The 24565-nt window shown below is 64.0% G+C and carries 16 protein-coding genes; 6 read left to right on the top strand and 10 right to left on the bottom strand.

All coding sequences use genetic code 11. The features are described from left to right. Nucleotides 1–114: 114 nt before the first annotated feature. From QP109_RS00185 to QP109_RS00175, 3 genes are all read right to left on the bottom strand, one after another. Nucleotides 115–1956: a cation:proton antiporter gene (locus QP109_RS00185; protein WP_285022560.1), complete on the bottom strand. Its 1842-nt coding sequence runs from the start codon at nt 1954–1956 to the stop codon at nt 115–117. 43 nt (nt 1957–1999) lie between these two features. After that, the gene (locus QP109_RS00180; protein ID WP_285022559.1) at nt 2000–5650 is read right to left on the bottom strand and encodes an efflux RND transporter permease subunit; all 3651 of its coding nucleotides are present in this window, start codon (nt 5648–5650) and stop codon (nt 2000–2002) included. A 245-nt stretch (nt 5651–5895) separates the two neighbouring features. Beyond that, complete coding sequence (locus tag QP109_RS00175) at nt 5896–6810, bottom strand: immunoglobulin domain-containing protein (protein WP_285022558.1); 915 nt, start codon at nt 6808–6810, stop codon at nt 5896–5898. A gap of 508 nt (nt 6811–7318) precedes the next feature. Here QP109_RS00175 and QP109_RS00165 point away from each other — a divergent pair. The 6 genes from QP109_RS00165 (at nt 7319) to QP109_RS00140 (ending at nt 16283) form a co-directional block, all read left to right on the top strand. Beyond that, on the top strand, nt 7319–8989 hold the full coding sequence (locus tag QP109_RS00165; RefSeq protein WP_285022557.1) for a choice-of-anchor M domain-containing protein: 1671 nt from the start codon (nt 7319–7321) through the stop codon (nt 8987–8989). Continuing rightward, the gene (locus QP109_RS00160; RefSeq protein WP_285022556.1) at nt 8986–10632 is read left to right on the top strand and encodes an anchored repeat ABC transporter, substrate-binding protein; all 1647 of its coding nucleotides are present in this window, start codon (nt 8986–8988) and stop codon (nt 10630–10632) included. Before QP109_RS00165 ends, QP109_RS00160 begins: the two co-directional genes overlap by 4 nt. Further along, nucleotides 10629–11627 (top strand): choice-of-anchor M domain-containing protein, encoded by a 999-nt coding sequence (locus tag QP109_RS00155; protein WP_285022554.1) that lies wholly within the window; start codon nt 10629–10631, stop codon nt 11625–11627. The genes QP109_RS00160 and QP109_RS00155 overlap by 4 nt, the downstream gene beginning before the upstream one ends. Continuing rightward, nucleotides 11624–12346, top strand: coding sequence for a metal ABC transporter ATP-binding protein (locus QP109_RS00150; RefSeq protein ID WP_285022553.1), 723 nt, complete (start codon nt 11624–11626; stop codon nt 12344–12346). Before QP109_RS00155 ends, QP109_RS00150 begins: the two co-directional genes overlap by 4 nt. Then, a complete protein-coding gene (locus tag QP109_RS00145; protein ID WP_285022552.1) occupies nt 12343–13221 on the top strand; it encodes an anchored repeat-type ABC transporter permease subunit in 879 nt (292 codons plus the stop codon). The genes QP109_RS00150 and QP109_RS00145 overlap by 4 nt, the downstream gene beginning before the upstream one ends. Nucleotides 13222–13523: 302 nt before the next feature. Then, entirely contained in the window at nt 13524–16283 is a 2760-nt protein-coding gene (locus QP109_RS00140; RefSeq protein WP_285022551.1) for a choice-of-anchor M domain-containing protein, read from the top strand. 521 nt (nt 16284–16804) lie between these two features. On the opposite strand, the gene nagB is transcribed toward QP109_RS00140, so the two are convergent. The 7 genes from nagB to QP109_RS00105 form a co-directional block, all read right to left on the bottom strand. Then, nucleotides 16805–17578, bottom strand: coding sequence for a glucosamine-6-phosphate deaminase (nagB, locus tag QP109_RS00135; protein ID WP_270771531.1), 774 nt, complete (start codon nt 17576–17578; stop codon nt 16805–16807). 57 nt (nt 17579–17635) lie between these two features. Then, nucleotides 17636–19045, bottom strand: coding sequence for an alpha/beta hydrolase fold domain-containing protein (locus tag QP109_RS00130; protein WP_285022550.1), 1410 nt, complete (start codon nt 19043–19045; stop codon nt 17636–17638). An 80-nt stretch (nt 19046–19125) separates the two neighbouring features. After that, nucleotides 19126–19803, bottom strand: a complete 678-nt coding sequence (locus tag QP109_RS00125) for an N-acetylmannosamine-6-phosphate 2-epimerase (protein ID WP_101628008.1) — start codon at nt 19801–19803, stop codon at nt 19126–19128. A 64-nt stretch (nt 19804–19867) separates the two neighbouring features. Further along, nucleotides 19868–20809 (bottom strand): ROK family protein, encoded by a 942-nt coding sequence (locus QP109_RS00120; RefSeq protein WP_285022549.1) that lies wholly within the window; start codon nt 20807–20809, stop codon nt 19868–19870. After that, nucleotides 20806–21720 carry a dihydrodipicolinate synthase family protein gene (locus QP109_RS00115; RefSeq protein WP_101628010.1) on the bottom strand — a complete coding sequence of 305 codons (915 nt, stop codon included), beginning with the start codon at nt 21718–21720 and terminating at the stop codon, nt 20806–20808. Before QP109_RS00115 ends, QP109_RS00120 begins: the two co-directional genes overlap by 4 nt. Beyond that, nucleotides 21717–22535: an ABC transporter ATP-binding protein gene (locus QP109_RS00110; protein WP_101628026.1), complete on the bottom strand. Its 819-nt coding sequence runs from the start codon at nt 22533–22535 to the stop codon at nt 21717–21719. The genes QP109_RS00115 and QP109_RS00110 overlap by 4 nt, the downstream gene beginning before the upstream one ends. Continuing rightward, nucleotides 22535–24565: a dipeptide/oligopeptide/nickel ABC transporter permease/ATP-binding protein gene (locus tag QP109_RS00105; RefSeq protein ID WP_101628011.1), complete on the bottom strand. Its 2031-nt coding sequence runs from the start codon at nt 24563–24565 to the stop codon at nt 22535–22537. Before QP109_RS00105 ends, QP109_RS00110 begins: the two co-directional genes overlap by 1 nt.

The raw sequence follows: 24565 nt of genomic DNA, 5'->3' as shown, positions 1-24565 counted from the left end.
TGGACGAATTCAGTTGTTGCAAGCGTGAAACACGCCTACTCCCCCGCGTCTACGCGTCGAATTACTCACTTTGCAGGGCTTCGACGAGGTCTGGGTTGCAACTGATCGGTAGATTTAGCCGATGTTGAGCATGATTTCTTCTTGGTCCAGGCGCTTCATTGCCGTTTCGAGGGCGTCGGATGAGAACACGCCTTCATTACGTGCTTCGAGCAGAGCTTGACGCTGTTCGCGGATCGCTTCGAGGGCAAGGACTCGTATCTGTTCGATGGTGAGGGCACGTTGCTCGGGCATCATCTCCGAATTGGAGCTGGCGGGCACCAGGTCACGCCCGTCGGTTTCACCAGTGGGAGCAGTTTCTGACGCTCCGTCTGTGACGCTCGCTTGGATGCTGGTCGCTCCGATTACCCCACCGAAAGGCATGGGTGTCTTGAAAGCGGAAGAATGCAGGGCCTCTGCCAGAGCGCTCTCTTTGAGAGAGGAGTGCATGACGTGGAGGAGGTGCTCGCGTTCTTGTTCATTCACTGCATCTGCTGCCATCTGAGGCTTCACCAAGCGGATTACCCACGGCAGGGTCAAGCCCTGTAGCACCAACGAACCGCCGGCCACGACCAGTGCGATCAGCAGGAGGACGTTACGCATCGGGGTCGCGAAAGGCAGGGTCTGAGCGGCCGCCAGCGTGACGGCGCCTCGCATGCCTGCCCACACCAGAATCGACCCCTCGCGCACGCCCAGGGGTTGGGCGTTGAAGTATTCCAAGTCGTTTCCGCGACGCCTATGTTGTCGCCACCCGCGTTCGACCTTGCGGTGCCAGCGTTCAACAGCTACATTCCATTGGTCGGGGCTCATGTTTCGGGCTTCAAGGAGCTCCGGATCAACGTCGCACGCGTGCGCTAGGCGCTCTTCGTGCAGACGCAGGCGTTCTTCGTCACGTTCCATTCGCGCGCGAGTATGCGTTTGACGGTGGTTCAAGAAAGCCAAGAGAGGCGCAAGGAAGAGTGTGCGAACAACAACCGTGATGAGGCCAAGAAGCAGGGCGAGGAGCAGGGCGTAGCCGAGGCCGATCTGGCCTTCCTCAACCTTTTCGAAGATGCCGAAGGCTTGGATGCCTATGATCAGGAAGACGAAGCCTTCCAAAACCAACTCCACTGTGTGCCAGTTCTGCTCAGAGAATCGCCTGTTCAGAGCAGGCATACGCACGTTGCGGTTGTAGGAAACGATCAAACCCGCGACGACGGCCGCGACCAAGCCTGAACCACCCAAGTGTTCAGCGGGGATCGAGGCAATGAACGGCATCGCGAACGAAAAGACGGTGTCTGCTGCAGGCTGTTTAATCTTCGAACGCACGCGGATACCGACTTCGCCTACCACCCAGCCAACAGCAACGGCGATCAGTAGCGCGATAACAAAATCGCTCAACAGGTTCGCGGGGTTGAGGGCATCCGCGTCAACCAACAGTGCGGCCGACGTTGCCGACGACAGCAGGACAAGTGCCGTCGCGTCATTGAATAGGCCCTCGCCCTCCAAGATGGTGATGATGCGTGGAGCGACACCTTGTTTCTTCGCAATCGACACGGCGACCGCGTCAGTCGGCGAGAGCACCGCGCCCAGCGCAATTGCCCACGGGAGCGAAATAGCTGGGACCAGCCAGTTCAAGACGAAACCGATGACCAAAGCGCTGATGATCACCAAGCCGATTGCAAGGGCTGCAACCAATCTGAGTTCGCGCCGGAAATCCATGATTGGCATCGACACTGCGGCCGCGAACAGGAGCGGGGGCACGATGACTTCGAGGATCAGATCGGGTTCCAACTCGATTGGATCAACCCATGGTAGAAAGCCGATTGCGATACCCAGTGCAAGCAATATCAGCGGTGACGCCACGCCCACTTTCTGCGACACCTGCGCAGCAAAAGCGATAGTAATCAACGCGACAACGGCAACCAGCAGGATGTTCATACCCTCATTTTATTGAGAGAATCGTAGGGTTTCTCGTTGTGTCTTAGCGCAGGCGCTCACGGCCGGCGAAGAACCTATCCCCCAAAGCAAGTAATGCCGGCAGGACAAAGATAATCAGCACGGACGCACACAACGCGCCAATCGAAATGGTGCGACAGATCTGCGCGATCGTCGGGTTCTCAAACAGGAAGCCAAGAATGCCAGTCACGAGAATCATGATCGACCCGGACGTTGCGATCGTGTGCATCGAATTGTCGTATGCGCGAGCCAGCGCATGGCGGATATCAAGTTCTTTCCGGGCCTCGCGATACTGGCTTGTCAGCAGGATGCCGTAGTCGATCGTCGCACCCATCAAAATGCACTGCACCATCAGCTGAGCCAAATAGTAGTTGTCGTATCCCTGCAGGCCGATCGTGGCAATCGTCAGGAAAACGCCGCACTGAACCAGCAGAACCAGTAGCAGCGGAACCGACAGCGACAGGAAGGTCAGCGCGATGACAAGAAAGATCGAGCCGGCAGTCAGCCACTGGATCAGACTCATTTCCGAATCGAAAGACGACTTGAGCTCGTGCACCAACACCGAGTTGCCGACCAGGTAGCAGTTCCCGCCCAGATCCTCTGCGCACGCCGATTCCAGTTGGCCGATCAACGCTTCGGTCGCATCGGATTCTTCAGGCAGGGTCGTAGTGATGACCATCCGCGACCAGGTGTCCCCGACCAGTTGAATTCTGGCCTGTCGGATCTGGTGTGACGCGTCGGTGATTGCCGTGCGCGTCTTGTCATCAATGAACGAAGCAAAGCGCGCATCATCCAAAATCTGCGTATTCAGCGTGTCCACCAATTGTGCGATCGACAGAGTCTGACCAGCGGTTTCACCTCGATCAGTTGCTCTTTGTGCGCCATGAACCAGGTAGGCAAGCGCGACATGGTTCGTATCGAGCGAGCGACTTGAAGCGGTCAGCGCCGAAAGCTGTCCCAGCAGGCTCGTCATCTCAGTTGGGTTCAGCTGACTGTCATCAACGACAGCGCGCATGACCTGACGCAGGGCACTCAGCTGGCTCACCTGGCTTTCACTGAAATTCCCGGAGGTTTGAGGGTCGTACGCCATCGTGTCGAGGATGAAGCTCACGGCGTCATAGGCGCTCATATTCCACGAACTCGTATCGCCGTGCATCGAGGTGTGGAGCAAGGAAAGCTGACGAACTTGGCTGGCGTCCATGCCGAGGAAATTCGCCAATTGCCTGGGCGTAAAGTGGGTACCCGCAACCGAAGCATCGATGATCGAACGCAAGGTGGAGACCTCGGCTCGCTGTTGTTCTGACAGAGACGAGTCATTCGCCAAGTCAGAGGCAATCATCTGCGGCGTGTAGAGCCAGTCGGTCGCATGCGCGGGCGAGTCCGCAATCGCCATGACCAACTGAAGCTGAGCCGAGTTCATCGACACGATGGACGCGAACGTCGACAGTGGGATCTGCTGACCGGACAGAGCAAGGGAAGCGATCTGATACATCTGCTCGATGCCCGCTTTTTGGTCGTCGGTCAGAGAGCCCGCCAGCGGGGATGCGTCTCCCTGCGTGTTCAGGAAATCGATCATCTCCCACGGGCTGGCCGTAGTCGCGGTTGCAGGGTCTTGACCCGAAAGCATGGCGCGCATCGCAAGGATCTGCCCCACCTGTTCGGGCTCCATTGACAGGAACTGAGCCAGCCCCTGCGCATCCATCGGCGTAGCGAGCGTTGCGGTATCAGTCAATGCCATCAGGCTTGCCAGCTGCGCTGCCCTCTCCCCCATTTGGGCACTGACCTGCGGTTCGTTTGTTGCAACCGCGTTGAGCGCTTCAACATAAGCCCTCAGTGTTCGCGAATCGTTCGCGTACTCCCCCGCTTCAGCTTTCTTCTTCGCGTAGAGCAGGCGCACCTGCGACGAATCAACACCCAGCAGATTCGCCATCTGTTCCGAATAAATAGGAGTAGTCATCGCCTGAGCATCGGTAAAACGTTGCAGATTTTCCGCTTGGGCTCGCGCATCGCCACTGACCATGGGCGCGTATTGAGTGTTCGGCAAATCGTTGACAATGAAGTCAGCGAACTGGCCAAGCGTCATCGAATCGGCTGAAATACTTGGGTTCGAGATCGCGTGATACAGGTAGATTCCGCGCGCCTCCGATTCGCTCATCCCCAGGAAGTTCGCCAAATCTGCGGGGCCTCGCACCCCCAACAGAGCATCACGGTCAAGATAGGGCTCCAGCTGCGCCAGCGAATTCAACGTGTCTTCATCCGTGCGTGACACGATCAGTCGATTATTGCGAATGAAAGAAATGAACGCCGGCAGACTCATACGCTCAGTTGCTTGGCCGTCATGCGCTAAGAAGTAGACTAGAGACAGCAAGTCCGAGTCGAAACTCAGGTCCTCATTCCCCATTTCGCTCAGGGCAACAGACATATCGTCGACGGAACGCTGGCGTCCGATCGTCGTCGGTTGAGACATGACAGAACGAACCCCATCAGTATCGGAAATACGCTCAGCTAGCTGGCCCGCAATCGCATCATCGCCATTGCGATACAGAAGAACAATCGAGTTTTCCTTCTCGAAAACATCCGCAATCGGATCCGCCTTCGCCAGCGTGTACGCTACCGGCGTGCCTCCGGCCATCGCACCACCGCCAGCGAATAAAGCAATGAAGGCGACGAGGATCGGAATACGAGCTTTATATTCGAACCGGGCAAGAGGATGAAAGTTTGCCCGAAGATAAGGCTTCGCGGTCTTCTCAATCGCCTTATCGCACCACAGGATCAGCGTCGGCAAAATCGTAAACACGCTCACCATCGACAAGAACACGCCCTTGGCCAAAGCAATACCCAAATCCATGCCGATCAGCAAAGACATGAAACAGAGCATCAGCAGGCCAACAACCGTGGTCATCGACGAAGAAACGATCGACGAAAAAGCCCCTCGAATTGCGCGCACCATCGCCTCTGGGCGCGAGCCATCAGGAGTCTTCTCCTGGCGGTAGCGATTCATCAGGATGATCGAATAATCCATGGACAAGACCAGCTGAAGGATCGCTCCGATCGTGAAAGTCACATCTGCAATCGACCCACGAATCAGGTTCGTCCCCAAATTCAGGACAACGGCCATACCTATCGTGACCAAGAACAGAATCGGCTCAAGCCAGGACGCGCACATCGCAAACAGGATCAGTGCAAGCAAACCAACAGCAACCATCACGATCCACAATGGAAGCTCTGAGGTCGGTGACGGGTTATCCGACTCAATCAACGCACCCTTGGTCGCGAATTGATCGGTGAGTGCCTGCTGGATCGCCGCATCTTCTGCCGACCCATAAGCATGCTTGGATTCAACAATGAACAGAGTGTGATCGCCCTGGTGATAAATCCCGTCTGAATCCTCAGTCCGAGCCTCGTAGGCCACCGAATCAACATTCGGGATCGCCTGAAGCTTCGCCAAAGTCGACTCTTCTTGGGAAGCTGTCAGGCCGGTGAACATGACACGCGTCGACGACGTGTCTATGGAGCCGGGGAACTCAGCCTCCATAATGTCGGTGCCGGCACGCATCTGGGAGGTCGCGGGCAGGAACTCCACCATGTCATTGATGACGCCAACCCTGGGAGTCAAGACAGCGCACACACCGGTCGCCACCACCATGATGGCAAAGATCAGGTGGTGGAACCTCACCAAGAAATTGGCACTTGCGGTCAGCACTGACGACTCCGTTTGCTCCATGACATGCGGATACTTACACGGTACCTGGTGGCGCGTGCGACACGCTAGTGAATCGGGGCAGGTGAGGGCTCGGTTGGCGGGTCACAATGCTCTGCTGCGCACCGCCAAACACTCACAAATCTGGCAATGCTCCGCGCATGACGAAGCGGGTCGCCCCGAGGGGCGACCCGCTCACACCGCTTTTTGCGACTACTTGCTCAGCTCCTGCGCTTGGCTCGCGTCGAAACAACGGCTCCAGTCGTGGCGAAGAGCGCGATGAGAGCCATAAGACCCGCCACATCGGCGCCGGTCTTGGCAAGCCCGCGACCCTTCTTGGTCGTTGCGGCCTCGACGAGGAGAGGCGCCTTGGTGCTGGCCCCGGTCGCCACATCGGTGAGGATAATCTCATGGGATCCGGCCGGCGTCGTCGCGGGAATCGTGTACGAGAAGCGCACAACTCCGCGCGCGTCCGCGACTGCGGTACCAATCGTGATCGGATCGGAGTGGAGAACCGCGCTGATCTCGTGACCGGCAGTGAAGCCCGTTCCGACGATCTCGATGCTCTCGCCGACCTTCACGGAGCTCTTCTCGAGGGTAACGGTCGGGGCGGGGTTCGGGTTCGGCCCGGGGTTCGGGTTCGGCCCGGGGTTCGGGTTCGGGCCAGGGTTCGGATTCGGCCCAGGGTTCGGGTTCGGCCCAGGGTTCGGGTTTGGGCCAGGGTTCGGGTCGGGCTCTGCGGTCTTCAGCTTGAGCTCGACGATCCCGGACTCGGCGGTTCCGACGGAGTTCGTCGCGAGCAGGCGGATCGAGGCGCCGTCGGTGCCAGCGGTGACGGCGATCGACGTGGCCAAGCCGGTCTCATCGTCGAGGTCGACCCACTGGTTCAAGCCCTTCTCTTTGATCTGCCACTGAAGATCCGGGGCGGGATCGCCCGTCACATCGGCTGTAAGGTCGAGGATCGTATTCTCGGGCGCGGTGACGGTGCGGGACTGATCGTCTCCCGCGACCTTGACCTTATCCATATCGTCCGACTCGATCGAAATCGGCGAGATGTGCGGCGCCGTATTGCCGAGCGCAAGATTCTCCGGAGCCGCGAGGGTCGGGGATGCGATGCCCGCGAGCGCGAGTGCCACAGCCGTCGCTCCTCCCAGAATAGTTCTCGTGAAGTTCACCTTCTTACCTTTCGAAATGTTTCGCGCCAATGAACTCTGTCGTCGGCCAATCTTTAATGAAGCGTTCCAACGATAGCGGTTGCCGATCCATTATTACAGTGTTTGAAAGAAGAATCACATGGTACTCACGGCTTTCCCCTAGGTGTATTGATCGGGGCGGTTGGTTAATTGTGTGACGGGTGGTTTGTTGTCGCAGGCTGAGTGGGGTGTGTGGTGATTGTCGAAGCGGATCTAGGAGTTCAAGGCATTGCGTCGTTGTTGTTCGCAGGTGTAACAGCGCGCCTAGGCTCGCCCCGCGGTCTGGAGGAGGCGAATAGGAGCGTCTAGATGTTGCACTCTCGGAAGGCATCCCACATATAGAGCACGGCATCCCCCTCGACAGCATTGATCACTCTTCTCACATCCTTACACACGGTGAGCGTGATCCAGACCTCACGCTGGCGGTTGCGCGGTTCACAGACAACCCTGTATGGTAATGCAAGCCATTCTCATTATCACTAGAAGGTTCGTCATGCGCGCCACCCACCGCGGGATTCATCCCCTCCTCGCCCTGTTCACCGCGCTCCTCACCCTCGCGCTCTTTGCTACGCCGACGATCGCCACACCCGACCCACAGAGCGGAGAATCAACGACGAAAGCGCTCCTCACCCGCGGGCACGCCGACGTCTTCGCCCTCGTCCCCAACGGGCCGACGATCTCCCTCGTCGCCAAAGAGGACGTCACCACCCCGGGCGCGCCGACCTACCACAACCCCGCAAAGCTGATCCTCGGCGTCACCGACGCCGCGAAGACGAGCGCGACCGAAAAGATCGAGGGCGTTGGAACCGCCGGCTACGCACTCCCCCAGTCCGAGAATCCCGCGCTCCTATGGCCCGGTTGGGACTCGAACGCCCTCGCACCTCTGCGCCCAACCGCGATCCGCCTCGTCATCGACGAGGTCTCCGGGCCTGGCCGCATCCTCCTCTGGCGCTCGGCCGCATTCGGCGCGACCTCCCCGATCTTCGAGCAGGGCTCCCTTGAGGCCGCTCCCGGGCGCTCGATCCTCCAGAGCGCACCCGCCCACGAGCACGCGAACTGGCTCTTCACAGCCGCAGGCACCTACTCTCTCACTCTCCACGGCGAGGTCGATACCCCCAACGGGCGCCTCGTCTCCGACCCGGCCGCCTACACTTTCGCCGTGGGCGCCACCGCGATCGCGCAGGCCACCCCCGGAGCGTCGGCTCCCGTCGAGCCGTCGACGCCCGGCACCGGATCGACCCCGCCCCCCGCGCCAGCGCCTCAGTCCACCGCCCCCCAAGCGCCCGTACAGCCAGCCGCCGAGCAGTGCCTCCCCACCCCCGTCACCTCGAACGGGAGTGGCACGGCAGTCGGCGGATCCCACACGATCCGCGCGAACACCCACGTCCACCCGAACTGGGTTTTCACCGCCCCCGGCGTCTACAAGGTCTCGATCACCCAGACCGCGACCCTGAAGTCCGGTGCCCGCGTCTCGACCTCCGGCATCCTCTCCTTCAACGTCGGCGGTGCCGGAAACGCCGACTCCGGCCACTTCGACATCGGGACGAGTGCCAGCCCCTCGTCGATCTCCATGCTCGTCAAAGACGACCGCTCGCAGCCCGCGCGCTGGGTCGCCCCTTCCTCCCTCGTCTTCGGACTTGGTTCCGCAGCCGAGACGACTGCACCCGCCGGTATCGAGTTCATCGCGAAGCAGGGTCAGAGGATCTGGATGATCTCTTCAAGCCAGGTCCCCTCCGTCCCGTGGCTCGGTGCAAATACGATGCACCCCAGCCTCCTCGCCCGCACGACCGGCGATGTTACCTGGACGCTCAACGGCGTCTCCGGCCCCGGTTCACTCGCCGTCTTCGAGTCCGGCAACTTCGGCTCGCTCGTCGGCACCCGCTGGTTCGGCGGCATCGGCTCAGGCTCAACAACCGTCTACGTCGGCCGCACCGCCGATGGGCGCCCCTGCGAACTCGACCAGGCGACGATCGATCGTCTGCGCGCCGAGGGTAAGATCGTCGATGGCTCGGCCCTTCCCGGCGGTCTCGCGACGACCGGCGCGCGCGCCGCCACCCCGGTCGCCCTCGCCTCGCTCCTCGCCCTCGCTGGGCTCGCCACACGACGGTGGGCAAGAAGGTGAGGCGCACCCGAGCGCGTCGCCCTGGGAGTGCCTTCGCGCTCTCCCTCCTCATCGGCGCTCCTTCGCTGCTCCTCGGCGCCTGTGCTCCCGCCCTCGCGAACAGCGGATCTGCCGAGGAGACTCCCGGCGCGCGATCAGAGTCCGTTGCACGTAGCAGCGGCGATGTGGCCGATGACGGGTCGCAGCCTCGGATCGTTGCGACGACGCCGATCATCGCTGATCTCGTGCGCGCGGTCGCCCCGCGAGCACGCATCGCGACGCTCGTCCCCGCAAGCGTTGATCCGCACTCCTTCGAGCCTTCGATGGCGGCACTCCGCGACATTGCGCACGCCGACATCGCTTTCTCCAACGGGCTGCTCCTTGAGCAGAGCGCACTCACCTCCTCCATCGACGCGAACCTCCCAAAGGGCGCCCAGCACGTCGCCCTCGGCGAAGAGTCCGTCCCCTTCGGTGCGCGTCCGATTCCCCTTGTCGAGGACCTCTCTCTTGCGACGATCTGGCTCGGGCTGCGCGTCGACGGACGCGCCTCAACCGACTCAACCGTCTCCTTCGAAGCAGTCTCGGCGACGGGCCCCGGTGACCTCGCCGCCTTCACGACCGGCACCTTTGGTGAACCGCGCCCGTGGATCGCCTCGAAGGATGGGATCGACTCGAACGACCGCGTCGAGCTCCCGACTAACGCTCACACCCACATGTCGTGGGGTTTCACCGATCCCGGTGTCTACTCCCTCTGCCTGCGGGCGACGCTCCACTCGCCGACGGGCGATACTCCGCTCGGTGAAAAGACTCTTGTCTTCGCCGTCGGTGTCGACCCGCACTCCACCGGGCGGAGCGTCCTCGACTCCGGGCACGCCGATCTCACCGCGAAACTTGAGGGTTCGATGACCCTGCGCGCAGACGCCCCCGCGGGCGACCTCGACCCCGACCGGATTGTCATCGCCGTCCCGGACACGACGACGACCACGATCCCCGACAACCGGTGGCGATTCCTCGCCGAACCCGGCGCCTCCGCTCGAATCCTCGCCCAGGCCGTGATCGGAACCCACGTACACGGTGAGATCGACCCGCACATGTGGCACGACGTGAAGAACGCCATTGCCTACACTGACCTCGTCGCCGAGCGCCTCGCTGCCCTCGATCCCTCGCGCGCGGCCGAATATCGGGCGAACGCCACCGCCCGCGACGCCGAACTTGAGGCCCTCGACCGGTGGATTCGCGAAGTCGTCGCCACCATCCCTGAAAAGAGCCGTGCCCTCGTGACTGCGCACGACTCCTTCGGTTACTACGCGAAGGCCTACGGGCTGCGGATCGGCGGGTTTGTCGCACCGAACCCGTCCCTTGAGCCCTCGCCTCTCCAACTCGCCAATCTGACGCGCGTCCTTGAGCAGACGCCAGCCGCCGGAGTCTTCCTCGAGCCGACCTCCCGCTCCCACCTCGGCGAGCTCGTCGCACTCGCGCACACGACCGGTAAGTCCGTCTGCTCGCTCCACTCCGACACGCTCACGGACGAGGTTCCCACCTACCTCGACCTCATGGTGTTCAACACGCGCTCAATCAAATCCTGCCTCGACCCCGCCTCGCTGCCCGCCTGGCCTTTCGAGTCGGAGGCGCCCATCCCGAATCCCACCCGAGGAGACCAGTGAAACTCACGCACGCACTCGCGCTCGCCGCCGCGACTCTCATCGCCGTTGCCCCCGCCTCGCTCGCCACAGACACGACGACGCAGGACCCTTCCCTCACCCAGGTCGTCGAGTCGAACGAGACCGTCGCCCCCGAAGGTACACCTGTCGAGATCTCCGCCGGGCACGTCGACCTCGGACCGAAGTTCCTCGACGGCGCGTGGACCTTCCTCGCCCGCGACGACTCCGGTCAGACGCCGACCTGGCGCCATCTTGACGACGTCGTCCTCCGCGTCTCCGACGCCGCGAAGCTCGAACTGCCCGCCGACGACGACCAGTACTCCTTCATCTCGGCGAACGGCCCGGTCTGGGCCGTCCCCCAGTCCGAGATCGCCAACGTCGTGTGGCTCGGCTGGAACACCCAGGACCCCGAGGTCGTCGGCAGGCTCGCCCAGGGCGCGACCCTCGTCTTCGAGGGACACGAGGGCGAGGGGGACTTCCACGCCTTCGTCCAGGCCGGAAACTTCTCCGGCCCCCAAGAACTGTGGAACTCGACGAAGCCGAACTCGCAGCCGATCCACGTTGACGCAAACACGCACACCCACGCGAACTGGGTCTTCACACAACCGGGGATCCACCTCATCCGCCTCAGCCTCCAGGCCCAGCTCACCGACGGCACCACTGTCGAGGACACTCGCGTCCTCCGCTTTGCCGTCGGGGACGCCACCGACGCGCAGAAGGCGCTCGAAGCTCAGTGGACCGTCTCGAACGCCCCTGAGTCGCCCGCTCCCGTCGACTCGCCGTCACCCCTCGACCGCTCGACCATGCTCCCGCTGTGGATCGCCGCGGGGCTCGGCGTTGCAGCCCTCGTCCTTGTCGCGCTCGTCCTCATCGCCCGTCGCCGTAGCCACGAGCGCGAGCGGGCCGCTGAAAGGATCGTCGAGGGCGGGGCTTCCGGCTCCGTCGAGCCAACCCCGGAAGCGTCCGATGACGGCGACGACCGGGGGTCTCAGCGATGAGCCGCGCGCTGGAGGTGTCCGGCCTGCGCGTCGACCTTGGCGGGCGGACGATCCTTGAGGATGTGTCCCTTCGAGTCGACGAGGGCGAGCTTGTCGGCCTCATCGGACCGAACGGGGCTGGCAAGACGACGCTCATGCGCGCGATCATGGGACTCATCCCCTACCGCGGGAGCATCGAGGCGAGTGGCTCGGTCATCGGCTACGTCCCGCAGCGCCAGGACCTCGACTGGAACTATCCGATGAGCGCCGCCCAGCTCGTCGCGACCGCCTTCACCGGTCGGCGTCGCGCACCTCAAGGCGCGGCGCGCCTTGAGGCCGTCTACCGGGCTCTCGACGCTGTCGGCATGTACGCGTACCGCAACCGGACGATCAACGAGACCTCGGGTGGCCAGAAGCAGAGGATCCTCGTCGCCCGGGCGCTCGTTGCTTCGCCGCGTCTGCTCCTCCTCGATGAGCCTTTCACCGGGCTTGACCACCCGAACCAAGACGCACTATCGCGCCTCTTCGTTGACCTCACCCGCTTAGGAGTCGGAATCCTCATGTCGACGCACGACCTTGGGCAGGCAGTCGATATCTGCCACCGACTCGTCATGCTCAACGGGACTGTGAGGGCCGAGGGCGAGCCCTGTGAACTTAGCTCGCCGGAGCCGTGGATGGAGACCTTCCGCGTCTCTCAGGACTCCGCGCTCCTGCGCTCCCTCGGGATGGTGCGCCGATGAGCCTCCTCGACTTCCTCTCCGACCTCGCGAACCCCTCGCTCGCTTTCCTCCCCAGGGCACTCCTTATCGCCGTCCTCTCCTCACTCGTCTGCGGTCTCGTCGGCGCGCACGTCGTCTTGCGCGGACTCTCCTTCGTGGGCGATGCACTCTCACACGCCGTATTCCCCGGAATCGCGATCGCCTTCGCGCTCCAGGGGTCGATCCTCCTGGGAGGAGCCGCAGCCGGGATCCTCGTTGCGATCCTCATTTCCGTCTTCTCCCAGAACCGCCGGGTCGGCGAAGATTCCGTTATCGGCGTCTTCTTCGCCGCCGCTTTCGCCCTTGGCCTCGTCGTCGTCGCTCGAACACCCGGCTACACGGGGTCTCTTGAGTCGCTCCTCTTCGGGTCGCTCACCGGCGTGACGAATACCGATGTCCTCATCTCTCTCGGGGCGTGCGTCGCGATCGGCATCGCCCTCGCCCTCTTTCACGACCGGATCGTCCTCGTCAGTGTCGACCGTGATTTCGCGATTTCGACGGGCCTGCGCGTCGGACGCATTGATGTGCTTCTCCACCTCGCCATCGCGACTGCCGTCGTCGTCTCCATCCAGACGATTGGGAACGTCCTCGTCCTCGCGCTCCTCGTCGCTCCCGCGGCGACCGCGCGACTCCTCACTGACCGTGTCATCCCCATGATGCTCATCGGCCCGGCCATCGGCGCCGTCTCTGCCTTCCTCGGCATCTGGGCCTCCTGGTCGCTCGACATTCCCTCGGGCGCGGCGATCGTCCTCGTCGCGACCCTCCTCTTCGTCCTCGCCCAGCTCCTCTCGCCCGGGCGCGGACTCCTCCTTCGCGCCCGACCGGCGGCGCAGACCACAGAAAGGACACTCGCATGAGGACCCTTCCGTTCACCGGCCTCCTCACCGCGGCCGCCCTGCTCGCCGCACCGATACTCGTCGCGCCCGTGACGCACGCAACCCCGTCAGAGACGGTCTCTCCCACGGGCTACACTTCCGACGCCTCAGGCTCGACCAACGCCGAGGCCTCGCCCTCGTCCCCCGGAGCGCCCGACGATCCCGAGCACCTGCCCGGAGAGGCCGGCTACGGGGACCTCGTGCCCGCCGACCTCACGGTTCCTGCGGGCTCGCCCGGCGCCGACCCGGAGGCGACCCCCGGGCCCGACGGTCGCGTTCCCCACGTGTGCGCTGGCCGCAAGCTCCTCCATCATGCGCACGTTGACGCCGCTTACGTCACCCGTGTCGACCAGACTTTCACCGTGACCGTTGTCGACGGGCGCAAAGTCGTCAAGGACCCGAACTCCGTCTGCGTCCGACTCGCCCCCGACGCGCGCTCCTCCGACTCCCAGGAGGTCTCGCGCATGGTCGTCCCCTCGGGTGGCCTCTTCGACTTCATTGGTAAGCCCGGCGACATCGTCTGGCGCGCCCCTCAGGAGCAGATCGATAACTGGCGTCCCGTCTGGGCTGGCATCGGTGCCTTCGACACGGCGCACGAGGTCGCCCAGCCTGAGGGGATGCTTCTTGACGAGGTGAAGCTCTCGATCGCGAACTCCTCCGGACCTGGAGCCGTCGAGGTGTGGCGCACCATCGGAACGAACTCCCTGAGCCGAGGGCTCTCTTCCGACCCCTCGCTCGCACCGCTCTCCCTCCAGGCTGGCTCCCACGGCCACTGGAACTGGACCTTCTCGAAAGCGGGCGTCTACCGGCTCGACATGGTTGCTTCCTACACGTCCACCTTGTCCCAGAGAGCCGTTAATTCCTTGCCCTCGACTATCACGTGGCTCGTCGGCTCTGACGACGAGGTTGGTCTGCCCGCAGGCACCACGACCTCCCTCACTCCGATCAGAACGACTGCCGAGCAGGTAAAGGAGAAGATGATTGCCTCCGGCGAGCTCTCCACCGAGGAGACGCCCGCCGAACCCGAGCCCCCCTTCACCCAGGCCGAGGCCCGCAAGCAGATCGAGGCACTCTTCGGCTCTGCTGCGAAGGCGCCAGCCTCGCCCTCGTCCCCCTCCCACTATGTCTACAAGGGGACCTTCAAAGACGATGTGCGGGCTGGCGTGCCGATCAAGCGGGTGACCCTCGACGTGAGCGCGAACGGCACGTCGATCCCCGGGGAACCAATCCTCGAAATCCCTGACTCACTCAAGCAAACGACCGCCGACGGCGACCGCTGGGTCCTGCCTACCTCCGGCGAACACGGATCGCTCGGATTCGACTTCACCGGAATGCCCGCCGAGCTGCGCTCCGAGCCAGCCGTTTACTCCGTCGACACCTTCGACGGCCCCAAGGGCGGCCGCTACATCGCGGGAACCGTCACCAACGGGGCGATGAACGTCACCCTCGATACGACGCGCGACCCCAACCGCGGCTTCACCGTCGATGCAGCCGCAGTTCCCCTCGCCCACGTCTTCACGAAGCCAGGCGTCTACACCGTCGGTTTCAACATCGAAACGCGCGACAAGGACGGGAACTTCTCCTACAAGTCCCGCTCCGCTCACTTCGTCGTCGGCGATGCTGCGATCTCGGCGCTGCGCGCGATCACCGCGGAGAACAACGGCGAGGCGCCCTCACCCGCGCCCTCGCCGAACCCTGCGGACCCGGGTGCCGACGCGCCGCCAAGCGGTGGCGCTCAGCCCGGCAATCCCTCGACACCCGATCCCGCCAACCCGTCCACCCCTTCCCGTCCCGGCGACTCGGCGATCCACATCATCACCGAAGGCCACATGGATCAGGCGATGTCCCTGAAAGACGGAAAGGCGGAAGTCTTCGTCGATGACACCGCCGACCCGCGTCACCCCGTCCGCCGTGCCTCCGGAACCTTCGCCTACGCCGTCCCCGACTCGACGCATGCGAAAATCCCCGCCGGCGCGAAGGGCTACAGCGAACTCGCTGCTGCGGCGCCCGAGGGCGTGTGGAGCCTGCCCGAGACCCAGCTCGAGGGTATCCCCTGGGTCGGCTTCTCAACCCAGCGGGTCGACTACTCGCAGCTCTCAAGCAAGGGCGTCGAGGTTGCGATGAGGAACTTCACCGGCCCCGGTCGCCTCGTCACCGGTGTCTCCTCTCTCTTCGAGGGATTCACGCCCCGACTCGACTCGACGAAGCCCGACATGGTCCTCCACTACCTCTTCGGGTCGCACGACCACCAGGCTTTCTACTTCACGAAGCCTGGGCGCTACTCGACCGACTTTGTCTACACCGCGCACCTCGCTGACGGCTCCACCATTGAGAAGACGCTCCATGCGATCTTCCTCGTCGGCGACGAGGCCATCAAGAGGGGCGCTGAGCCAGACCCCGCGCCCGCACCAAACCCGGAGCCTGCGCCCAGCCCGGAGCCCGGCGCACCCCTTCCCATCGACGAACTCGTCGCGAAGCTTAACGCCGAGTCCCACCAGAACTGGACGAACCCGAACACCGGCACGCACCGACCCGGCCAGCCCGCGCCGGGCACCTCCCCGTCACCCGGATCACCGTCCACGGGCTCCCACTCAGCAAGTGCGAGCACTCCGGACTCGCCGATCGGGAACCCGACCGTGGCCGGCGCGCGCCTCGGAGAGGGCGCCGGGCAGACCGGAACCCCGGTGACCGGTGGGTCGACCGTGTCCGGCTCGCTGCTGTCGTCGAACTCGGCGGCTGGCGCGGGGGCCGCGAGCTCCGACTCCGACGCATCGGGCACTTCCAGCGCCGACGGCTCCCAGTCGAGCGGCGTCGAGGGTCTGGACTTCGCGGATTCCTCGCAGTCGGGAGCATCCACGACGCGGGCGCTCGCCAAGCCCGCTGCCCCCGTGAGCGCCCTGCTCAACCCCGAGCGCGGGTCCGCCTCGTACGGGAGTGGTTCGGACTGGTGGCAGTGGGTCCTCGTAGGGATCTGCGGCAGCGGACTCGTCGGAGCGGGCGCTTGGGCGCTTCTCCTGCGCAGGCGTTCATCGGTGGGCAAGTAGAGTTCACTGACGCGTCTCTCGGATCACCTGGCCAGCCAGTGACTGAGTGAAATGCGAGCGGCGGCTCGGACCTTCCCGGTTCGAGCCGCCGCTTCGTCGTCTACTTCTTCGTTTGCGCCTCAGCCTACTTCTTCATCCGAACGAGCCGCTAGCAAACTTGGCGCTGGCGTTGATTTTGTGGTGGCGCTGACTTTGACTTTGAGTCTGATTTTGGCACTGGCACTGGCACTGGCACTGGCACAGCCTCCACCCGCCTCCGCGTCCCGCAGGCAACACCGGCTCTCCTTCGGTCGAGCTTCTCCCGAAGCATTTCAGCCGTCGCGCGTGAAATTAAGCCCGTCCCCGTAGTGGCCGTGGGCTCGCATCCTCCAGCATCGCATCCAACAGAGGGCACGAAGACAGACACTCGCAAACCTGGGCGTACGTGACACGCCCACAAGAACAGCTACCCTCTCACCCGCGACAACACAAAACGGGGTCCCGCGCTCGTTTCCGACGCGCAGGACCCCGCGAGAGTGGGATCAGGCGTGCTCCTTCTCCCACACCTCCTTGTAGAAGTCCTTGAGTTCGAGCTCGCTGGCGGCATCCTCGTCAAGGAGGACAAGGACGTCGTCGTGGTACTGGAGAGCCGTCGCGGGCCAGCGCTGCGAAACACCGCCCTCAATCATCTCCTTGACCGCGCGGGCCTTGCCCTTGCCGGTCGCCATGAAGACGTGCGCCTTCGAATCCATGATTGTGCCAATGCCCTGCGTCACGCAGTGCGTCGGAACCGCGTCGATGTCACCATCGAAGAAGCGGGCGTTGTCGCGACGCGTCTGCTCCGTGAGGACGCCGACGTGCGTGCGCGACGTCAGCGAGCCACCGGGCTCATTGAAACCGATGTGACCGTCCGAACCGATGCCGAGCACCTGAATGTCGATGCCGCCCTCGGCCTTAATCGCCTCGTCGTACAGGCGGGCGCCCTCGTCAAGATCCTCGCACCAGCCGTCCGGGCCGTGCGCCGCACCCTCAGGCATATCGACGCGACCGACGAGATGCCGGCGGATGAAATTCATATAGCCTTCGAAATGATCCTTCGGAAGACCGACGTACTCGTCGAGGTTGTAGGAGCGAACCTTCGCAAACGAGATCTCACCTGCCTCGTAGCGACGGACAAGCTCGTCGTACAGGCAGATCGGCGACGATCCTGTCGCGAGGCCGAGGACAAAATCGGGCTTGGACCGGTATACCTCTTCGATCCGGTCCGCCGCGAGGCGCGCAATTTCCTCGGGAGTACTGACGATAGCGATTCGCATGGCGAGTCCTTTCTTAGTTCATATGCGGAAGTCTGATGCGATGCGGTGGCCCGGCTCTCAGGCTAGGGACCCGGGCTCCTCTTTGAGGCAGAACTCGAAGAATGAGCGCATTTCGCCTTTCACTCTCTCCCAGATCTGGGTGCCCGGAACGGAGAGCCAACCGTGCGTCGTGCCCGGGAAGGAATGGAGTTCGACCTTGACACCCGCACGGGCGAGATCAAAAGCCCACTCCAGCGCCTCATCCCTCAAAGGATCCGCCGCGTTGACGAAGACCTGGATGGGCGGGAATTCGGCTGGCAGCTCGCGCACGGGAGGATGGATCTCCCAGGGCTTGGCGTCATCGCCGAGATAGGCCCGCCAGGAGTCGACGGCGAGTTGACGCGTCCACCCGGGTCCCTTGCGGTTTTCCCAGGTCGAGAGTGAGTCGAACGCCGGGTCCAAACAGGGCTCCAGCAGGATCGCCCCGCGGATCCGCTCAAGCTCGACCGAGCCGAGTCGGCGCAGCACCTGGTTCGCCATTCCCGAACCCGCGGAATCCCCGTACAGGATGATCGGTGTATCCGGGTAGCGCTCGAATACGGCGCGGAGCGAGGCGAGCGTGTCCTCAAGCCCCGCCGGATGGGGGTGCTCGGGAGCGAGCGCGTACTCCGGGACGACGGTTGTCACTGCGAGATCCGAGCCCCCGAAAAGCGGGGGCGTGAAGGAGCGAAGGATATCGGCGCACCGCTGGTCCTCGAAACGGGCGCTCCCCATGACGTAGCCTCCGCCGTGGATGACGAAGAGGACCAGCCCGGTTCGCTTCCCCGCCGGGGTCATGATCCGGTTCTCGACACCCGCGAGTTCCTCGATGACGAACTCGCAATCGGCCGGAGGATCCATCGGGGGATTCATGCGCTCGCCGCGTTCGCGGGCGGTCGCGAGGTCCATGTGCGGGGCCTGGGGATTCGCTGCGATCAGCTCTTCGATCTCCGGGAGAATCCAGGGGTGCGCGATCTCGGCTTCTGCCGCGGAATCGAGGAGTTCGCGCAGGGTTACGGGCAGGGCGTCCTCGGCAATGAAGACCGCGGGCGCGCGCACTCCGGGGGCACCCTCGCCGTGGGCGGGGCCAGGCGCCGGACAGAGGGAGGCGCATGCCTCCTCGTCGGTGAGGAACAGTGCCCGGCAGGATGAGGGTAACCCGCGGGCAACCGCTGCTGCGAGGCGGGATCCGACTGCTCCCGCTCCGACGAGGACCGCAACGCCCATAGGGATGCGGCGAAGCTGTTCGATCGCAAAGGCGAGGGCCACATCAGAGGCCACATCGGGGGCGGCCCCCGCAGGCGGAGCGGGAATATCCGCGACGACGAGGCGCCAGAAATCAACCAGCCCCTCGAGCGCATCGGCGAGGGCGAAGGCCCGCCCCGGGTCCGCGAAGGCGATGATCGCCCCTTTCTCAGGCTGGCCCGAGATGATCGCTCGGCTCCTCATTACCTCTCCTTCTCTTTCCGGTACGCGCGTCGGGTCTGCGGTGAGCACGGATGCCACGCTCACCGCAGAGTATGCGGGATTCAGCGGTTCTCGATCGCTTTCGTGAACCAGGTAGTGATGCGGGTCGGGTGGGTGATCGCCGTCCCGACGATCACGGCGAAGGCCCCCGCGTCGAAGGCGGCTACGGCATCGGAGGGTGTGTGGACTCGGCCCTCGCAGATGACTGGCCGGTCCGGGAAGGCCGTCACGACCTCGGTCAGCAGTTCAATATCGGGGCCCTCCGTCTGGGGGCGATCGCCCGTGTACCCGGCGAGTGTCGTCGAGAGGATGTCGGCGCCGGCATCGTAGGCGTTCTTCGCGTCCTCGTAAGAGCCGCAGTCCGCCATGACGAGGGCACCCTCGGCGTGCATGGCAGCCGTCGTCTCGGCGAAGCTCAGGGCGTCGAGCCGCGGACGCGAAGTCGCGTCAATCGCGACGATGTCCGCTCCGGCCATCTGGCAGGCCTTCGCATGGCGGAGCGAAGGCGTGATGTACACGCCCTCGTGTCCCTCCTTCCACAGGCCAATGACCGGGACCTCGACGCGGCCTTTGATGGCTGCGATGTCCGAGAGTCCCTGGCAGCGGATCGCAGCAGCCCCACCGATCTCGGCGGACCGGGCGATCTGTGCCATCGTTTCGGGGTTGCGCATCGGCTCGCCCGGGTAGGCCTGGACGGAGACAATGAGCTTCCCGCGCAGTCCTTCGATGATCGGATGCATATCGATGTTCCTTCTTTTACATGAGTCGCGCACATGAGTCGCGACGACGACGGATGGGGCGCCACTAGTCCTTGAGCGCGGAGCTGTGACGATTGAGGAAGTGGAGGACCGCCCCGAGGAGCGGGGCGTCACCGCCCAGTCTCCCAGGCACGATGCCGATATCGGCGACCCCGTTCATTGCCTGCTCGACGTAGCCCTTCTTGACGGCCTCCCACCAGAGCGGGCCCGAACGCGTCATCGATCCCGACAAGACGATGAGGGAAGGATCGAGGCAGTTGGCAAGGGAGCCAAGGCACTCGCCGATTGCCCACCCAGATTCGGTGAAGCAGGCGTTCGCGAGTCCGTGCCCCGAATCGGCGAGCGCCTGAAGCTCCCGGCCATTCGCCGCTGCGGGGTCACCCGGGCCACGTCGGGACTCGTACCAGGCGGTGATGCCCGAACCGGAGCAGAATGCCTCGATATGACCCTCGCGACCGCAGGAGCAGGGCATCCCCGATCCGAGGTGATGATGGATGTGGCCAAAGTGACCGGCGAGGAAGTGATCGCCGAGGGCGGGCTCGCCGCCGACGATGAGCGCCCCGCCGATCCCCGTGCCGATCGCGAGCACGAGCACCGTCTCCTTGCCGCGCCCCACGCCGAGACGTGCTTCGCCAAGCCCGTGGGCGTGGACATCGTTGAGGATCTCGACGGCGCTCACACCGCTCGCCTCACGCAGGATGCGCGCAAGCTCGGTACCGCCCCAGCCCGGCATCGTGTTTGTCGCCGACACGATCCGCCCCGTCTCGGAATCTACGACCCCCGCACTGGCGACGGCGATCCCCTCGATATCGGGGCGGGTGCCGAGGATGCGGGCCGTTTCAGCTCCGATCCGTCGGGCCACTGCGGCCCCGCCCTCGTGCGCAAGGGTCGCGATCTCCCCGCGCTCCTCGACGGCCAGGTCTTGCGCGTTAACGACCGCCCATGCGACCTTCGTGCCGCCGATGTCGAGGGCGAGGAGGGTACTCACGAGTTCAGACCAACCTCGCGCAGAACTGTCTCGACCCACGCGTAGTTCTCACCCGCGAGTGCCTTGACCGGACGCGGCATCTCGTTGGACTCGAAGACGCCGAGCGCCTTGAGAGCCGTCTTGAAGGCTCCGGCGCCCGCGCCAAAGCCCTGGATGCCCTTGACCTGGACGATACGCATGAGCTCCGCGAGACGGTCCTGTTCGGCGCGCACCGTGGCCCAGTCGCCCGCCCGGTAGGCGTTCCATTGGCGAACGTAAGCTGCCGGGTCGACGTTGCCCAGACCCGGGACGCAGCCGTCGGCGCCCGACATGTAGGCGCCGTCGACAACGACCTCATGACCGGTGAGCAGGCTGAGCGGATGGCCGATCTTCTCGTTGGCCAGGGCAAGCCAGCGGAAGGCGACGTCATCGCCGGAGGAATCCTTGACGCCCTGGAGGACACCCTCGGCACCGAGCTCGAGAAGCAGGGGGTTCGAGAGCTTCCAATGGACGCACACCGGAATGTCGTAGGCGAACAGGGGCAGGCTCGTCTCCTGGCGCAGGATCCGGAAGTGCTCGGCCACCTCGGTCTCGCCCTGCAGGGCGTAGAAGGGCGCGGTCGCCACGATCACATTCGCGCCGAGGGTCTCGGCTCGGCGCATGTGCGCTAGAACGCGTTCGGTCTCCGTGTCGATGACGCCGGCCAGCACCGGGATTCTGCCATCGACAATGCGCAGGGCTTCCTCGAGAACTCGGTCACGGCGCTCGTCGCCCGAGAAGGCAACCTCGCCACTCGAACCGTTGACGAAGAGGCCGTGGATGCCCGCCGCGAGCATCCGCTCGATGTGGCGTTCGAGCGACGGGAGGTCGAGAGTGCCGTCCTTGAGGGGGACGACGAGCGGGGGGACGACTCCCGTAATAGGGGTGTTCATGCGATTCCTTCGATCGTGGGGTGGAGGAGCGAGGGAGCGGCTCCGAGGAGGGTGCGGGTGTAGGGGTCACGCGGATTCGCGAGGAGCTCGGCGGCGGGGCCCTCTTCGACGACAACGCCGGCGTTCATGACTGCGATCCGATCCGAGATGTAGCGAACCGTCTGAATGTCATGGGAAATGAAGACCATCGCAAGGTCGAGCTCGCGCTTGAGATCCATGAGGAGGTTGAGCACTTGGGCGCGAACCGACACGTCGAGCGCGGAGGTCGGCTCATCAGCGATGATCGCGTCCGGGCCGACCGCGAGCGCCCGGGCGATCGCGACCCTCTGGCGCTGGCCACCCGAGAGCTGACCGGGCAAGGTGTCGAGCGCCGAAGCGGGCAAGCCCACCATCGAGATGAGCTCGCGAACTCGCTTCATCCGCTCGGTCTCGGTACCGATCCTGTGAACACGCATCGGGTCAGCAAGCTGGTCGCGGACGACCATACGGGGGTTGAGGGCGGTCGCCGGGTCCTGGAAGACGACCGAGACGACCCGACCAATGCGCCTGCGTGACTCTGCGGTCCGCTTCGTCACCTCCTCACCCTTGAAGAAGACCTTGCCGGAGGTCGGGGCGACGAGGCCGCACATGACGTTTGCGGTCGTCGACTTGCCGCAGCCGGACTCGCCGACGATCCCGAGCGTCTGTCCCTTCTCGACGCGCATGGTCACGCCGCGCACGGCCTTGACCTGGTTCGGGCGGAACAGGGAGCCCGTTCTCGAGGCGAAGGTGACGTGGACGTCCTGGAGTTCGATGATCGGGGTGCTCTCGCTCATCATTCAGCCTCCTTCGCGCCAACGAGGGCGCCCGGTTCGGGCGGCAGGGCCGCATAGACGTGATCGGGTCCAACCTCGGTGAGAACCGGGCGGATGTCGAGGCCGTAGTCCGGGTGCGAACTCCGCGGGGCGAAGCGGTCGCCCTTGGGGAAGTCTCTCGGCGAGGGGACAGAGCCCGGCACCTGGTGGAGCCTGCCCTTGCCCGCTTCGATCGAGAGGACCGCACCGAGAAGGCCACGCGTGTACTCGTGGGTCGGGTTCATGAGGAGTTCGGAGGTCGGCCCCTGCTCGACGACCTGGCCCGCGTACATCACCGTGATCGAGTGGGCGACCTCGGCGACGAGGGCAATGTCGTGGGAGACAAAGATCATCGCGAAGCCAAGCTTCTCGCGCAGGTCGTTGAGGAGGGCGATTACCTGCTTCTGGACGGTGACGTCGAGGGCCGTGGTCGGCTCATCAGCGATGATGAGCTTCGGGTCGCGGGTGAGGGCCATAGCGATGAGGACACGCTGGCGCTGGCCACCCGAGAGCTCGTGCGGGTAGGACTCGAGGGTCCGCTTCGGGTCGAGGCCAACGAGTTCGAGGAGTTCTTCGGCGCTCCGGGTGCCGCCACGGCTGGTCAGCTGTTTCATCTGGGCTTTGATGAGCATGGCCGGGTTGAGAGAGGAGAGGGCATCCTGGTAGATCATCGCCATCTCGTTGCCGAGAAGACCCTGGCGCTCCTCCGGCTTCATCTCCAGGAGGTTCCTCCCCTGGTAGAGGATCTCCCCCGCGAGCTTCGCCTTCGGGTTGATGAGCCCCATGATCGACAAGGCGGTGATCGACTTGCCACATCCAGATTCGCCGACGAGGCCCATCGTCTCGCCGGGCTTGACGGCGAAGGAGACGCGGTCGACGACGTCGACCTCCCCGTGATTGGGGAAGCGGATGCTCAGGTTCTTCACCTCAAGGAGAGGCGCCGCCTCGGACGCCGGGGCGAAGCGGTCGTCACGCTTCTCCTCAATGCTCTCGAGCGCGTCGAGGCTGGCCTGGAGGGACTCGGCCTGCTCGGCGTGCGCGCGACGCGGATCGAGAAGGAGGCGGTCGGCCTCACGCTCGGAATCAGAGGAGACCTGGGCGACGGCCGGCCCCTTCGGGGCGGCGACCATGGCGTCGGTAATGCCCTCGGAGAGGATGTTGAGGCAGAGGACGGTCGCAGTGATAATCATGCCCGGGAAGAAGGCGGTCCACCATTTGCCGAGCATGACCGACAGGTTCGAGGAGGCTTCAGACAGGACGTTGCCCCAGGTCGGAACCATCGTCGCGGGCAGTCCTGAGCCGATGAAGGTCAGGGACGCCTCGAGGATGATCGCATCGGCGACGAGGACCGTCGCGAAGACGAGGACGGGGGCCGCGGTGTTGCGCATGACGTGCTTGACGAGGATCCAGGGCGCTTTCGCGCCCGAGACGATGACCGCGCGAACGTAGTCCTCGCCGTAGGCCGCTATGACGTTCGCCCTTACGATCCTCGCGAGTTGGGGGATGTAGACGAAGGCGATGGAGGCGATGATGACGACAACGAGGCCGACAGCATTACCTGAAGCCTGCAGCGTGCGGCCGAAGACCAGAACCGTGACGGCGGCCATCGCAATGCCGGGGACAGCCATGATGACGTCAAGGATGCGCATGATGAGTTCGGCGAGCGACTTGCGCACGACTGCGGCGATCGAGCCGATGATCGCGCCGAAGAGGAGGGCGATGAGCATCGAGAACAGGCCGATCATCATCGAGTAACGCCCGCCGTACAGGACGCGCGCGAGGATGTCGCGACCGATGTGATCGGTGCCGAAGATGTGGGCGGCGCTCGGAGCCTCCCACTTCGTGAAGATCTCCTCAGGAGAGTAGGGGGAAATGACAGGCGCGAGGAAGGACACGAGGAGGATGAGGGCGAGGACGAGGATCGAGATCTTCGATCCGAGAGACATCGCTGAGATCCGCGTGAAGCGTGAGCCTGGGCGTGTGACCTTGTCGAGTTTAAGCTTCTGATTCAT

The organism is Pauljensenia sp. UMB9872, from assembly GCF_030212665.1.
GTDB lineage: Bacteria > Actinomycetota > Actinomycetes > Actinomycetales > Actinomycetaceae > Pauljensenia > Pauljensenia turicensis_B.
This window is presented reverse-complemented; position numbering and strand designations above follow the sequence as displayed.

What these genes read in the sequence shown, in the direction of transcription:
- QP109_RS00130 (WP_285022550.1), bottom strand. Translation starts at nt 19,045, where the DNA reads ATGAGGAGCCGAGCGATCATCTCGGGCCAGCCTGAGAAAGGGGCGATC.
- QP109_RS00145 (WP_285022552.1), top strand. Translation starts at nt 12,343, where the DNA reads ATGAGCCTCCTCGACTTCCTCTCCGACCTCGCGAACCCCTCGCTCGCT.
- QP109_RS00165 (WP_285022557.1), top strand. Translation starts at nt 7,319, where the DNA reads ATGGTAATGCAAGCCATTCTCATTATCACTAGAAGGTTCGTCATGCGC.
- QP109_RS00110 (WP_101628026.1), bottom strand. Translation starts at nt 22,535, where the DNA reads ATGAGCGAGAGCACCCCGATCATCGAACTCCAGGACGTCCACGTCACC.
- nagB (WP_270771531.1), bottom strand. Translation starts at nt 17,578, where the DNA reads ATGCGAATCGCTATCGTCAGTACTCCCGAGGAAATTGCGCGCCTCGCG.
- QP109_RS00105 (WP_101628011.1), bottom strand. Translation starts at nt 24,565, where the DNA reads ATGAATCAGAAGCTTAAACTCGACAAGGTCACACGCCCAGGCTCACGC.
- QP109_RS00125 (WP_101628008.1), bottom strand. Translation starts at nt 19,803, where the DNA reads ATGCATCCGATCATCGAAGGACTGCGCGGGAAGCTCATTGTCTCCGTC.
- QP109_RS00150 (WP_285022553.1), top strand. Translation starts at nt 11,624, where the DNA reads ATGAGCCGCGCGCTGGAGGTGTCCGGCCTGCGCGTCGACCTTGGCGGG.
- QP109_RS00185 (WP_285022560.1), bottom strand. Translation starts at nt 1,956, where the DNA reads ATGAACATCCTGCTGGTTGCCGTTGTCGCGTTGATTACTATCGCTTTT.
- QP109_RS00115 (WP_101628010.1), bottom strand. Translation starts at nt 21,720, where the DNA reads ATGAACACCCCTATTACGGGAGTCGTCCCCCCGCTCGTCGTCCCCCTC.